General features: G+C 62.4%; 2 protein-coding genes and 1 pseudogene. All 3 read right to left on the bottom strand.

The window, feature by feature from the left end; genetic code table 11:
• Positions 1-193: 193 nt before the first annotated feature.
• A pseudogene (locus tag AB6730_RS12860) lies at positions 194-736 on the bottom strand (hypothetical protein); the annotation flags it as partial.
• 765 nt (positions 737-1,501) lie between these two features.
• Positions 1,502-2,314, bottom strand: coding sequence for a hypothetical protein (locus AB6730_RS12855; protein WP_371023990.1), 813 nt, complete (start codon positions 2,312-2,314; stop codon positions 1,502-1,504).
• A 1,077-nt stretch (positions 2,315-3,391) separates the two neighbouring features.
• The gene (locus AB6730_RS12850; RefSeq protein ID WP_371023989.1) at positions 3,392-15,883 is read right to left on the bottom strand and encodes a hemagglutinin repeat-containing protein; all 12,492 of its coding nucleotides are present in this window, start codon (positions 15,881-15,883) and stop codon (positions 3,392-3,394) included.
• Position 15,884: the final 1 nt, after the last annotated feature.

Here is a 15,884-nt window from a genome sequence, read left to right as displayed (position 1 = left end):
TGACACCCGCCGAGTTCAGACAACAACACGACCCGGCGACCTTGGGTTATGAGTGGCGTTAACTAACCGGGGTCGACAATAACACTCGCTCTATTACTCCAGTCGCGCAAGAGCATGTTTCACGTCGCGTTGTGATCTTTGAACCTTTCGTCCTCCGCCAAAAAAGCTAAACACTCTTTCCACCTAGATAGGACTACCCCAACGTATGAGGGGTCAATACTCCTTCCTCTGGGCGAGCCCGGAAATTCCAGCATCGCCTGACGAGACATTTCGTAAAATAGTTAAAGCAATCGGAGCAGGCTCTGCTCAAATCAACCTGACCTTCAATGTCCAGCGGACGATATATGTCCTTGACACAATCCTTGTATCTCTGTAGCCGAAGTCTGGCTTCCTCAATAATGCAATCAACGGTACCAGTTGGACTGTGCCACGATTTATCAGGTTTTATAAAAATGAAGATGCTCATATTCGTATCATCTAATGATAATTTTCTCTTCTTATCCGCAGGTAACCCCAAAATCCAACCGTTCACGATCGCTCGATTCTCAGGCGTGAGGTTCCGATAGTCCAGTGGAACAATATCCGCCTTGTTGGGATGAGAGATCAGCTGACTCTCATTTTGGTCTAGATTGTTTGAGAAGGACCGATTGATTTGTGATGCCTTACTGGAATCAGTCCACAAGAAGTCAACGGCCTTACCCTCGTATGGACCCGAGGTGAAGACAAAATCCGGCGCTTTGCTTCCAGGGCCGTCTGGACTGTTCTAGCGCATCAAGGTGCTGCCGAAGGTGTTCTCAAGTTCCGCAGCGGCATGCCCCTCGCGGATCACAAGCTTGTTTGTCGCCGGGTCCAGTTGCGATTTGAGACAAAGATAAATCTCCCCATCGTAGGAACTATCTTATTCTGCGAGAATCTCGGCCACATTAAGCGGATTGCCTTGGTCATCCTGGAATGAGTGAAAGCCTTCTTCCGCTTGCGCCGGCCACAGATCGTCTGTCAACGACAGTGCCTCAAGTTCGACTATCCTTCCGTCCTTTCCAACCCATACGACGAAACTTGCCAGCGCTGGCACAGGTAACTCGCGAATCGCATTGACAGTTGGAGGATAGCTACTTACTGGGAGACCGTTTCCTCCCCGCGGAACAACAACCGGAATAGCCCTTTCGTCACACGCAAGATGAGTTGTAACTCCACCAGCGAAGACATCGCGTCGTAGTACCGAAAGGTACGGAATCTGCTCTCTGAGCTGCCGAATCCAATCTTCGTCACCCCGTAACGCGAGCCGAATAACGCGGCACTCAAAGGCTGAAATAGTGTCCATCACTCTTCTCACGGATAAGGATACTTCGAGTTATTGACATCACCAGACAACGTTCCGATACGAAAGACGCCGTCCACAGTCGTCCCTCGCACCCAAACAGGTGTACCGCCAACATCCATCCAGGTGGTGACAATTGCTCCGGGTTTGCCAACGAATTGCTGAGCAGCCTCATGCACAGCCTCAAGAGCCTGCTCTGGACTTCCAAATTTTGCAGCGATTGGCTCCAAACTGTGGAGCCGAATTTTCGAACAGGTGGACCATTTTAGACGTGTTCTGCCCGTAAACCGCGAGCGGGTTGGCGCCACTTTGTGGAGACGACCCCAGTGTTGGTACATTTGGCCAACTGCCGGCTTCAGCTTCAACAACGGTGGTTGTCGCCGGCACCTTGCCTTCATTTCCAGCGAGAAGCCAGGTGGTTTTTCCTAGAAGGTCTCCGACCCAAGTCCCCGGCGCGGCCGCTGCGGACATCCCATCCGTATACTGCGGGGACGCGCCACCGAACTGCTTCGGAATGAACGGATTGGTTGGATTCGGCCCCTCATCATTTCCTACGAATGGCAGGAGAGAATTACCGTACTTTGCTCCCGCACCAGACAGGTATGCGCCAGTCTCACCGTCTTGCGGAAGACTCGCATAGACCGAAGCTGCGACGCCGCCGAGGAACCCGATATTGCCGAAGTACCCGGATTGCTCGAGATGATGATCGGTCGTCTGATCTCCACGCATCTCGCGCGGAACAACCGGACTATCAGTGTACGATTCCAGTGCACCAAACCCCTTGTAGCATGCCGAGGATCCTCCCGCGTTACAAACAATCGCAAGCGCCACGTCGTTCTGGACTGACTGCTTCTTGGCTTCAGCAATCGCGTCGGAACGACAGGAGTCGGTCGTGCACGCCGCCAACGCATTGTTCAGGTCGTCAATCTGGGCGTGCGTGAGATAGTTGTATTTGGTGCCGTTGAGGGCTGCCGTCGGACCGCTATCGCCGCCCACTACAGCACCGACGGCTGCGCTACCGCCTGCATGAGCGCTTTGAACTCGGGGTCGGCCCGCTTCACTCCATGGCTCTGCAGATAGTCCGCCATCGTGTTGATGGCAAATTGATTGGCCATGGCTCCTGCGGCCGTCTTACCTACATCACCTCCACCCAACGCGGCAACGGCTGCAGCCACTGCGCCGTGTAGCACAGTTCTTGGCGCACATCGCCCGAGGGGTCGTTCGATGGGCCCCATCGGCTTGGCGGGGGAAGGCTTTAGGGGCGATCGCCGTCGTCTTCACAGTTCCATCGGTGGGACGAGCCTGGAAAGCCAAAGCCGATCTCGGCGGTTCTTATTTGCTAAGACCGCGCCGGAGCGTTCCCAATAAACGGATTACTCGTAAATACGCGATGCCAGGAGAATCTTCGCAAAGGTATTCCAGCTTGGCGTCGTTACGGCATCCCCCGTATTGCGAGCATAGAAATCAATAGAACGTACCCACGCCGCCATAGTCTCAAGGAACCACTCCACCGTGTTGTTCTCCCAACCATCTGCACTTGACCCGATGTCTCGCACCAGCGTATCGATCAGGGTGGCGAGGTCCGCAGTTTGTCTTCTACGGTATGCGCCATTACGGACGCCCTAGCTTTCGATGCTCTCGGACACATATCCATGTGTCGAGACCATAGGTAAGGTCGACATGGACAGTCTTCGCCAACACATCGGGATATGCCGCCATCAACCCGGCCGTATCCGCCCACCGTGATTGCCTTCTGCTGTGACATGCACTTGTATGCCGTGGTCAATCTAAAAAGAGGACGATCCTACTACTATTAATATCATCGCCGCCCTCTGAGGCGGACCGAGTTGACGGCATCTAACAGAGCTTCCATCTCCCGGCCGTAGTCATTAGCTTCAAAGTCCCTATCTATCCCATTGGTCAGAAACTCGTTATTTATTACTTCGCACAGAAGACTCACTTCATCTGACGAGACTGTTCCTTCTCTCACTTTGTCAATGAGGGCCTCGTCTACCTTGAACTTGCGGCAAATCTCATGAAGTTTATCCAATTGCTTGCAATTAAGTTCCACTTTCACTTCGACACACCCTCCTTCGACATACCCCATCCCGTGACGACGTTGCCACGGTCGTTAACAACGATCACGGCGTCCTTGCCAGTGTAGCGAAACGTGGGCCCATAGCTGGATGGAAAGTACTCGATTTTGGCTGGGTTCGTCCACGCGTCATTTAGTGCTGAAAGATTAACTCCGATACCGCCATCCCTTCCTGCCATCTGCTCTAAGGCGTGTTGGCTGAAGCCAGTGATCCGGGTGGGCGCTGATACGCCCGCAGCCTGCTCGGCCGTCAGCTGCATTTTTAGCCGATAAGCGGCCAGAGATGTTGAGTCTGCTCCGTTAGCTCCGAGCACTTCAGCTGGCCTTACGGACGCAATCCCATTCTCGGCCACAGCAGCTTCATTTCCAACGAGTGCCCAAGTTGCCCCCGCCAAGACATTTCCAAGCCCCGTGCCTTGGGCCGCGCCCGCGGACATGCCATTAGTAAATTGTGGGAGGGAACCATCGAGTTGCTTCGGAATAAATGGGTTATTGGGATTCACACCCTCATCATTTCCTACGAAAGGTAGTAAAGCATTGCCATACTTGACTCCGGCACCAGACAAGTAAGCAACGGTCTCGCCTGCTTGGGGAAGATTCGCATAGACCGAAGATGCAACACCACCGAAAAACCCAACATCACCAAAATAACCTGACTTCTCGAGCTGACGATCTGTTATCTGATCGCCGCGCATATCGTGCGGCACGACAGGGCTGTCGTAGTACGACTCAAGTGCACCGAGCCCTTGGTAACAAGCGGAACCCTTTCCCGCGTTACAAACAATTGCCAGCGCCACATCGTTCTGCACCGACTGCTTTTTTGCCTCAGCAACAGCATTGGAACGGCAGGATTCGGTAGTACACGCCGCCAACGCGTTGTTCAGGTCATCGATCTGAGCGTGCGTCAGATAGTTGTATTTGGTTCCGTTGAGAGCCGCCGTTGACCCGCTGTCACCGCCCACCACGGCACCGATGGCCGCACTACCTGCCTGCATGAGAGCCTTGAACTCAGGGTCGGTCCGCTCCACTCCATGGCTCTGCAGATAGTCTGCCATCGTGTTGATGGCAAGTTGATTGGCCATGGCTCCTGCGGCCGCCTTACCTACATCACCTCCACCCAACGCGGCAACGGCTGCAGCCACTGCACCGTGTAGCACTGTTCGTTGAGGGCTTCCTTCGGCCCATTGCATCTTATCGGCGACGTCACCAGCAGCGCGAAAACCAACTTCCGCGGCAATCTCCCCGAGCTCCTGACGCTCCTGAATCTTCTTTTCGTCGAAGCCGTTTTTGAGCGCGGCGTCGTCGAGCGTGGGTCCACGATCCAACCCGCTCAGATCCTTGTCCGGATTGTTACGGACGATGATCGTTCCTTCAGCAATACCCGATTTTGTATCGCTACTGCTGTTGCCGTGCTGCGGCGTCGCCATGGAAATAGCTCCGCCAATAGCGCCAGCGATATTGCTGGACATCGTGCTGCCGCCGCTGATGCTCACCTGGCTGGCGCTGTACTTCGACTCGTTATGCAGGTCCTCCCAAATCAGGTCACCTGTGTTCAGCACGTTTTTCGACGGGTCCGCCGTACTGGCGATCTGCCCACCGACAAGGTGCGTCGTTCCGCCCACATCGATCTGGAAGCCGCCTTCACCTGCCTTGATGCCGCTGACCTCGTTGACGCTGGTGTAGTGGCTATCCACCTTGCTCGCGGCGTAGTAGGCGCTACCGCTGACAAAGCCACTCTGCGTGAGGCCGACCATCACCTTTCCACCAGCCTGCATAGTCTTGCTGGCGTAGTCGTCCGTGTCCTGTTCACTGCGGATGATCAGGTCGTTGCCGATGTTGGCGACTACCTGATCGCCCTTCAGTTGCGCACCTTCGATCGTGGTGTCGTTACCGCTGACAATGGTCAGTTTGTCGTCGGCATTGATGGTCGTCTCCGCATGCGTACTCCCGTTGCCATGGGCCTTGCCGCTACCCACGCTCGCCGACGCATAGATGCCAAAGCCATCGGAGCCGAAGCTGACGCCTATACTTCCCGAGGCGTTCTTCGAATCGTTCTTGAGGCTGTGGTCCTCGGACTGGCTCAACAAGTTGATATCGTTGGTCGCTGCCAAGGCCACATTTCTTCCGGTGACTTCGCCGCCAATGATCGTTAGATCGCCTCCCGTAGCGCCGATGGTGACGTTGCCGCCACTGGTGATGTGACCACCATAGGAGGTGCTGTCATGCGTCGTGGTCTTGCTACTGGCGCTACTGCCACCGATGCCAACCTGGATATTGATCCCCGTTGCGCCCGCAGCGCCCCGTGCACTCGTGACCCCGCTGATACCCTGGATCGCCTGGACGCCATCCTTAACCTCATAGGCGGCCTTGGCGGCATAAAGCGCCTTCAACCGATCATCATCGGTATCATTCGCCCGGACGGCGGAGTTGCGCACGTCCATGGCGAGGTCGTAAAGGCCACCACCCAAGCCACCCGTAACACCACCCTCGCTATGCTTCTGCGACTGCTGCGTATCAAGCGTATCCAGCCCCGCATCGATCGTGACGTTCTTGCCGACGATCGTCGTGCCCGTGTTGCTGATGACGTCCGTTCCCGTGAGGTGAAGATCGCCACCCGCCGTCAAGGTGACTTCGCCATCGGTGGAACCCACGACACTACCCGTGTGCGTCACCTGGTGGGAGCTCTCGGAACGGCTGTCCTTCGCCTGCCCATACAGCTCGTTCATGCCGCTCTGGGAATAACCCGTCTTCGTGACCGTCTTGCTGTGGCTGTCGTCGTAGATATCGACGGCCGTGGTCAGCTGCAGATCGTTGCCCGCTGCGATCATCACGTCGTGCGTGCCCGCGATCTTGGCGCCTTCGCCAAGCACGTCATGGCCTGCGGCAACGGAAATCGAGTCGCCGCTGAGCAGCGTGCCATTGGCGACGTGCTGGGCTGTGTCGTCGTTGGTGACCGTCTTCTTTCCTGCCTGCACGATGCCACCACCCCGATTGAGGGTGAAGCCGGACTTCTTGACCGTCTTGTCGTGGGTCTCGTTGTAGGTATCGGTGGTAGACAGAAGATCGATATCGTGACCGGCGGCCAAGGCGATATCTCCTGTCGCCTCGACAGTCGCCCCCATCGTCGTCAGGTCATTACCCGCCACCATATGGACGTTGTCGCCGCTCAGCGAGGTGCCGATCGCCAGCGTCTGCTCGCTGGTGTCGTGCGTGGTCGTCGTCTTGCTGCCGAAAAGACCGCTCTTCTTTTTCTTGGTATCCGTGACGACCGTGTGCGTCTCGTCCTCGGCCGCGAGCGTCAAGTCGTGACCCGCTGCCAGCGTGATGTCGCCGGTCTTGGTCATGACTGTCGTCGCGTCCAGCGTGGCGTCGTGGCCCGCTGCGATCTGGACGCCTGTGCCCGCGTCCACCGTGACGCCACGTACGGTCTCGTCCGTCGTGGTCTGGGTGACGTGCTTCTTGCCCTCCTTCCAACTTGCCGTCGTCGTGCTGCTGTCGGTGACCGTCGTCAGATCGAGGTCATTCCCCGCTTGTAGCGCAGCGGTGCCGCCGGCCTTGAGTTGCGTACCTTCGAGCAACGCGTTGTTGCCCGCCGCAACGGCCAGGTTGCCACCGGCGTCCAGACTCGTGACATCGTGTGTCACCTTGCCCGACGAGCCATTGGCGGCCGCCGTCAACGAAAGATCGTGGCCCGCCAGCAAGGCCATGTCGCCGCCGGCCTTGAGTCCGCCCGCCTGCACGGCAAGGTCGTGCCCCGCCTGCAGCGAGAGAGAACCACCCGCATCCACCGAGCTCCCCTGCGTCTGCGTCGTCCAGCGCGTCCCACTCTGCACCGCGCCCAGGGTGAGATCGTTGCCTGCCTGCAGCGCCGCGTTGCCACCGGCCTTCAGCGTCGACACGGACAAGCTCAGATCATTACCCGCAACCAGCGAAAGATCCTTCCCAGCACTAAGCGTGAGGCCTTCGGCTTGCGTCCCGGTAAGCGTGCTGCTCCAGGCATAGGGATGGGTCGTGGTCACCGTCGATTCCAACGACAGGTTATTCCCCGCCCCCAGCGCCAGACTGCCGCCAGCCGATACCCCCTTCCCGCTCAGCGTCAGGTCGTGCCCCGCCGTGAGCAGCGCGTCACCGCCCGCCGTGACCTTCGTGTGGTCGAGCGACAGATTGTTGCCCGCGCTGATCTGCAAGCCCTGCGTCGCGGTGATGCTCGCCCCATCCATGCCGCGACCGACCAGTCCACCCACGTTCTCCGAACGAATATCGCCGCCGGCGATCAGGCTGACACCCGCACCGTCGATGCGCCCATTGATGTTCGTGATGTTCCCGGTGGCGCTGATCGCCGTAAGGCCGTCGCTGGAGATGCGGCCGGTGTTGAGCAAGTCCTGCGCGGTAAGCAGCGTGCTGTTCTGGCCCTTGATCAGGCCGTCGTTCGACAGTTTGCCCGACGCCTCGATGCTCACGTCCTTGCCGGCGATCACCGCACCCTGCGCGGTCAACCCGAGGCTTCCGCTGGCCAGGTACACCACCGGCACCAGCACTTCGTGGCCATCCACGTTCTGCTGCACCATCCAGACGATGTCCTGCGTGAGTGCGCTGACCTGGGCGGCGGTGAGGGCTACGCCCACGCTCAGGTTCATGGCCTGGGCGACGTGCGTGGCGTTGTTCATCAGCGACTGGTATTCCTCCAGGCCACTGGAGTAGTCGGCCAGGTAGGTGCGTCCGGTGAGCTGGGTTACCTGCTGGGTGACGAGCTGCTGCTCGTAGAAGCCGTCGCCGAGACGCATCATCGTGCGCGCCGGATCGACGCCGAGCTTGTCCAGCAGGTAATCGCTGCTGATGAACTGGCTGTAGTCGATGAAGCGGGAGTTGGTTTCGATCAGGTAGTTGCCACTCGGCGGATGGCCGAGCAATGCCGTGAGGTAGGCATTGCCAAGCAAGCCGACGTTGCGCGCGGACGCACCGTTGGCGAGGGCGGAGAGCGAGTCCGCGGCCACATTGCCCACCGCGCTGCGCTCGCCCGCCGAGGCAGCGGTGATCTGGCCCCCAACAGAAGGCCCATCCACCGCGACGCTTTCACCCGCGCCGCCACCGCGGACGCTATAGATGCCACCCGTCGGCAAGGTCACGCCAGCCAGGGGCTGACCTGCGCCACCGAGCACCTGCGGGGCATGCCCGGTGGCCGGATCGACCTGCGCGCCAACAGGCAGACCTGCCGCACCTTGCGCATTGCCCTTGTTCACGGATGCCAGGCCGATGGCCTGCGCGTTCGGATCGAGGCGCGTGTTGCCGACCGGGCGCCCATCCGCCGTGACACCGCCGTTGGATACATTCAGCCCGCCGATGGCGACACCCGCGGAGCCTGACATCACCGCGCCCAGCGCGGTGTAGTTGTCATGGATGTAAGTCGAGGGATCGGTATTCGGGCGTCGCGTATACGATTCCGTGTCGCCGCCCGCGTTGTCGCACAGACTCTGGTCCGTACCGCAGCCGATATGATGGGTGACGGCGACGGTCTGAATGGTGCGGCCCGCGGCCAACGACTGGTTCGCGACGTTCTCGTTGCCGAACACCATCCCCGTACCGCCACCCGCTCCTTGCTGGTTGACGGCGAGGAAGCCATTGGCCGAGATGGTCGAGGTGCTATTGGTGACGGAACCGTACAACGAAATGTTGCCGCCCGCGACGATCTGCGACTGTGCACTGGCCGCATTCACCACCGTCTCGTCGATGGTGTGGTACTCGGTCCAGGTTTCGTACTCCTGCACCTTGTTGATCGCGTACTTGTAATCCGAGCGCGGCAACGGCTGCGACGCTGCCGACTCCTCGGCCGTCAGCACATGGCTGGTCGTATTCAGGACGCGGCGCACGTTGTTGATCTGGTTCGCCGCCAGCAGGATGCTTCCCTGCGCCTGGATCGACCCGGAGATGTTGTCGATCTGCCCCGATCGCGTGTCGAACAGCCCTTGCCCATTGCGCGCCGCGCCGGCCACGTTGATGTTGCCGAGGCTGAAGATCTGCGCGTCACGGTTGAGCAGGTAATTGGTATAGATGTCGACGTTGTTCGTCGCGGCGATCGTGCCGCTCCGGTGGGCCGCGTTACCGGTGGCCTGGCCGAAATCGGCGCCGTTGATCACGGTTCCGGCCTGGATGGTCACGTTGGTGCCCATGATGCTGCCGGTGTTGTTCACCGTGCCCGCGTGCAAACCTACGGTATTGCCCTGGATACTGCCCGCGTTGGTGATCGTCCCGCCCGTGTTGAGCTGGGTGTTGGCCGAATTGAGCAACGCGCCGGCACTGTTGGTGATGTTGGCGGCGCTGATGGTCAGGCCATTCACCGCCTGGATGCTGCCGTTGTTGACGAACTGCCCGTCCACCGCGAGGCTGAAGCCGCCATTGGCCTTGATGCTGGAACCCGCTGCCTGGACGTAGTCGCCCACGAGGTGCATGCCCAGCGTGTTGTTGGCGACGATGGCGCCCTGGCCGACGAGATTCCGGATGTCGAGCACGACGTTGCCGACACCGGCGACGCCGTCGATGCCTGCCTGTACGGTGCCACCGCTGTTGTTCAGGCTGGCGAGGGTGAGGTTGAGCTGGCGCCCCGCCGTGATCTTGCCGCCGGCATTGATGGCCGACGCGCCCGCGTTGACGAAGTTGAACGTATTGCCGGCATAGACCGTGCCGCTGCTGTTATCCAGCTGGCCGGTGCCGAGGGTCATGTTGCCCGCGGCGACCAACGTGCCGCCCTGCGCATTCGAGACCGACGCACCCGAGAGGTTCACATCTCCCTGCCCGCCCAGCGTGCCGCCGCGGTTGTCGATAATGCCGCCCGATGTGACCTGGGTGAGCGCGGCGCTGGCATTGGCGATGCGGCCACCGACGTTGGAGATCGACGCCGAACTCAGCGTCGTCGCGCCGTTGGCCTCGATGCTGCCCGCGTTGTTGTTGAGGCCGTTGGTGGCACGCAAGTCGATGGCGCCACGGCTTTGCAGGTGACCACCTGTGTTGGTCAGCGTGTCCGTGGCCTGCACGTTGAGCTGGCCGCCGGAGATGACGCCGGCGTTGTTCACGCGCGTAGCGTTGAGCTTGGCCAGCGTTCCCGCGGCGATCGTACCGCTGCCGTTGTCGAGGGTGCCGCCGACGCCAAGGGTGACGGCGCCGAGTGCGGACTGGATGGTGCCACCCGCATTGGCGAGGCTCGCCGCGGTGAGGGAAAGATCACCCGCCGTCGCCTGAAGCAATCCGCCCGCGTTATTCACGCCACTGGTGATCGTCACGCCGAGCGTATTGCCCGAAATCGCGCCATTCGCGGTATTGCTCAGCGAAGCGGCGGCAACGGTCGTGTTGCCATGCGCGTTGATCAGGCCGCCATCGTTGGCGATGCCCGTCACCGCCGTGACGCGCGTGGCGCCGTTGCCCGCTAGGGTGCCTTGGCGGTTGTCGATGTCCTGGTCGGCTTTCACGTCGAGCAGGCCATTGCCTGCCAACTGGATGCTGCCGCCGTTGTTGACCACCCGCGCGCCGTGCACGGTGAGATCGCTGCCGTTTGTGGCGATGGTGCCGCCACTGTTGTCGAGCGTTCCGTTGGTGCCCAGCGTCCAGGCCGACGTTCCGGTCTGCAACAGCCGGCCGCGACCGTTGTCGATCGAGGCGACGGTGAGCAGCAGCGCGTTCGCCTGCATGCGTGCGTCGTGGCCGTCCACGCCACGGTTCACCAGCGCGCCGCTGGCCTGGGCCGTGAGCACACCACCCACGGCGAGGTCACCGGCCGTGTGGTCGATGTTCCCTGCGCGTGCGATCAGCGTCGCGTCGCCGCCGGCACGCTGCGTACCGTAGGACAGGTCGATTGCGTTCGCCGCCGCACTCAATGCATGACCCGCGAGCATGCTGCCATGCGCGTTCAGCGCCGAATCCGCCGACACATGCAGGTCGCCCACGGTGGCCAGCGTACCGTCGTCCTCCACGCCAGCCGCCAATACACCGGAGGCATCGATACTGCCGCCGTGCACGGTCAGGTCACCCGACGACAGTGTGCGACCGTCGTTCTTCACGGCGGAACCGTCGAGCGTGATGGTACTGGCGGAGAGTGTGCCCGCCTGGCTCAGGGTGGCGCCGCTGGTCAGCGACGCGGTCTGTGCGGAAATGTCGCCCCTGGTTTCAAGGTCGCCGTCGGCATGAAGCGTCAGGTCCGTTGCGGCAAGCTGGCCGCTTTGCCGGATAGCACCCGTGGCCGTCCCGTCGAGGCCCGCGGCCGACACCACGGTGCCACCCAGGACGAGATCGCCCTGCCGGGCCTGCAAGGTCATCCCGCCCTGCTGTGTACCCAGCGTGCCCGTGCTGGTGACGCTGCCGCCTTTCACGTCGAGCGACATCGTGGCGACGAGCTTGCCGGCGTTCGCGACCGCGCCCGCCACATCGATGGCTACGTCGGCCGCACCAGAGAGTTCCGCGGAAGCACCCTGCGTGAAGCTGGCGGCCCCGAGCGTGACTTTCCCACCCGCGTAAGCGGTGCCGCCATTGCTCAGCGCGTTCGCCGCATGCAGGTCGAGGCTGCCATCGGTCGAGATGGCGCCGGTATTGCCGATGCTGCCCGCTGTGACCGACAAGGCGTTCGATGCCAGCAGTCGGCCTGCGTTGTTCACCGCGCCCGCCGCGTCGATCCCGAGCATACCGCCCGCCTGGGTCGTTCCCGACAGGTCGATGTCGCCCTGCGTCGCCAGCGTCAGATTCCGGGCGCTCGCCAACGTGCCCTTGCTGTCGATAGCTTTCGCCGTGATCGACAGGTCACCGTTGGTTTGCAGTTTTCCGTTGGCATCCTGCGTCAAGGCGCCGCCGCTCTGGACCGTGAGGCCTTGTTCGGAGGCGAGACCGCCGCGGTTGTCCACATTCCCGGTCGAGCGCACGTCGAGTGCGCCCGTCGTGTAGACACTGCCCGTGTTGTGCAGGTCGCCGCCCGCATCCACGGCGAGCGCACCCGTCGACGAGGTGTCCCCTCCGAGGACCATGTCGCCAGCCGACACGAGCTTCGCGGCGCCGGCGCTCATCGAGCCGGACTGCACGAGGCCGCCCGCCGACGTCACATCCAGCCGGCCGGCGGAGACGGTCTTGCCGCCCAACGAAAGGTCGCCCTGGCTGGTGACGAGCGAGACATCGCCAGCGGTGCTGCCGAGCTGCCCTGTGCTGTTCAGGCTGCCCGCGTGGACGTCCAGGCCATGGCCTCCGACGATGGCACCGGCGCTGTCGAGCGCCCCAGCCACTAACAATGTCAGGGCACCATCGGCGTTGACCTGCCCATCGCCGGTCTGGCTGAAACTTCCGGCATCGAAGGCCAACACGTTGCCCGCGTAGAGCGATCCGGCGCTGGCGATGTCTTGCGAAACGGTCAAGGCGAGGTCGTGTCCCGCGCTGAGCGCCGAACCCTTCGCGCCATCGACACGCACCGCATGAACGGCGGCGTCGCGCGCGGCGACGATCGCCGCGGCCTGCGACAACGTGCCGGCGATGTCCGCGCGCACGTCACGGGCGGCCTGCACGCGGCCGGCGAGCGAAGCCGTGCCAGCCTTGAGAATGAGGTCGTTGCCCGCATCCAGCGTACCCGACGTCGTGATGTTTGCCGCATCGACCGAGAGATCGCCGCCGGCATGGGTCGTACCAGCCTGGTCGAGGCTCGACGCATGCAGGGTCAGTGCGCCATCGGCGTAGACATCGCCACGAAGCACCATCGATTGGGCGGCGTCGAACACCGCGTTGCCCGACGCGTAGATCGAACCGGCAAGCGTCATCGATTGTGCGGATGCCACGTCGATCGTGGCGGCGGTGAGACTGCCATCGACCAGCATGTCGCCGGCCGAACGGGCGTGGAAGACAGATGCCGCCGATGCCACGCCGCCGAGATGCAGATCGCCCGTGGTGGTCAGCGTCGCTGAACCCGCCGTACTCCCGAGTGAACCTTGGGATTCGATGCGCACCGCGTCGACGGTCAGCGCCTGCCCGCCGACCACGCTTCCCGCGTTGTCGAGGGCATCGCGTAAATGCAGTGCCGCTGTACCGGCGGCACTGGCGGAACCCTCCGCCCCAACGGACATGGCATCGGCGGTCAGGTCGAGCACGCCGCCCGCGTAGAGCTTCCCCGTATTGTCGACGTTGCCGTCCATGGAGACGGTCAGGTTGCGGGTAGCGGACAGCTCGCCGCTGTTCGCCATCGCGCCGCCGCGGACCATCGCATCACGTCCCGCGACCACCGTGGCGGCATTGACTAGCGTGCCCGGCGTGAATAGTGAAACGTCCCGGCCTGCTTGCACATTGCCCGCGAGACGGAGCGACTGCGCGTCGATGGCGACGTCGCCACCCGCATCGATCTGCTTCGAACTTTCCACCGAAGCCGCGCGCAGATCGAGGTCGGTGCCGGCGTGCAACGTGCCGGTGTTGCCCACGGCACCATCCGCGCCCAGCGTGAGCCGGCCATCCGCGTAGAGCGAACCCGCGTTGGCGACATCGCGCACCGTGTGCACCTGCGCATCGCCGCGCGCATAGGTTTCGCCGCTGTTGTCGAGTGAACCGACGTCAGCGTCGAGGTTGCCCGTCGTGAGCTGCCCCTGCTGGCGAAGCGCACCCGGTGTCCGCAGGCTCAGCGTGCCCCCCACGACCGTGTTACCCGCCAGGGTGACATCGGAGGCGCTGGCCAGCGATGCGTCGCCTTGCCGCGTGCCGAGTTCCCCGCGGCTGGTAATCGCGTACGCGGTCAAGGACAAGCCATCGCCACCGACGAGGCTGCCGCCGTTGTCCACGTCGCCGGCCACGGCGATCCGTGCGCCATGCACGCCGTAAAGCTGGCCCTTCACGCCCTGCGTCAGCGATGCCGCATTCACGATCACGCCGCCGAGCGCGTACAGCGTGCCCTGGTTGAAGAGCGTGCCCGCCGTATTCACCGCCAGATCGGCGCCCGAGGAGACGATCGCCGCGGACTGGTTGGTGAGGTTCGCCGCCTGCAGGTCGAGCCGGCCTCCCGACACGATGACCGCGCCGTTGTTCAATTGGCCAGCCGTACGCACGGCCACGTCGCCACCGCCTTGCACGGCACCTTGCAGGCTGGCGTCGCCACGACTCGACAGGGCCAACGCACCACCGGCATCGACGATACCGCTGCTGTTCACCGTGCCCGCTTCCAGGGCGAGTCCGTTACCCGCATGCAGCGTGCTCGCCGCGGTGGTCTCGAGGAGGCCAGCCGCCGCGACGTTACCGCCGCCCAGGCCGTAGAGCGTGCCGACGTTGCGCAGGTTGCCCGCGCGGAGGTCGAACGACCCGTCGCTGTAGATCAACCCGGTGTTGCGCAGTTCCTGCGCCGCATACACAGCCAGGTTTCCGCCTGCGCTCAGTCGACCCGATACGTCGGTATCGCCGGCGACATTCACAGCCAGTCCACTGCCCGCGATGACACGGCCCGGCACCGCGAGGGAGTCGCGGGCGGTCAACGAGACATTGCCATTCTGCGTACCGAACGTGCCTTCCACGGTCACCGGACCCGTGGCGTCGAGGGACGCGTTGCCCAGCGCCACCGTCGTACCACCGATTCGCACTTCGCCCGCGCTGCTCAGGGTGAGGTCACCCGCCTGGGCCGCGATGGCGCCGCTGCTGACCACGCCGACGCCCGCCTCGGTACCGACGAGGCGGATCTTCTCCGCATACATGCCACCAAGCGCCGCCACGTCGATGGCGACGGCCGGACGAGCCGCGTCGGCCGCATTGGCGCGCACGCCGGCGTCGGCATAGTTCACGTCGTTGCTACCGCTGACGACGTTGAGGTCCTTCGCCCAGAGGCTGCCGTTCACCTGCACCGCGCGAGCGATGAGGTCGGTGCGATCCACCACCGAGCCGTCCAGGCCGCCGCTACCGATGGCGATGCTGCCGCCGGTGACGTGGAAGGCGTCGAGGCTACCGCTGCCGCCGAACACGGGGGTGCCCGTGGTGAGCGTGAAGCGCTGGCTGTTGATCACGCCGCAACCGTCGCAGGTGATGCCATACGGGTTGGCGATCACCACCGGGGCCGCCTTGCCGCCCACCTCGATATAGCCGCGCAGGTTGCTCGGGAGCGTCGAGGTCACCTCGTTGAGGATCAGCGATGCTTCGCCACCCTTGAGGTTGTCGTTGCCGGCGACGTAGCCACCGAGCTGGGTCCGCACGATGCCCGCGCTGTTGTTGAGGATCACGCCGCGCTGGTCGACGTCGAAACGCTGGTACTTGTTGTGCGATACGCCCTTCGCGTTCGGGGCGACGATATTCACCACGGGCACGCCGTTCGCCGCCGAATCCATCGTTGGCCGGTGCGCGCCCGCCGCAGCGTCAGGCACCTGCTGCGCCCACGACACGACGGGTATGCCCAGGGTCGCCAGGGCGATTGCGAGCGCGAGCGTGCGCGCTATGGAAATTGCCACTTCACCCTGCTGGCGCATCATCGTTTCCTTGATCGTCTTCATG

The organism is Luteibacter sp. RCC_6_2 (assembly GCF_041360655.1).
Lineage (GTDB): Bacteria > Pseudomonadota > Gammaproteobacteria > Xanthomonadales > Rhodanobacteraceae > Luteibacter.
The sequence above is the reverse complement of the archived record's forward strand: the minus strand, read 5'-3'. Positions and strand labels throughout refer to the sequence as shown.

Excerpts from the sequence above, each read along its gene's own strand:
- AB6730_RS12850 (WP_371023989.1), bottom strand. The coding sequence starts at position 15,883 with ATGAAGACGATCAAGGAAACGATGATGCGCCAGCAGGGTGAAGTGGCA.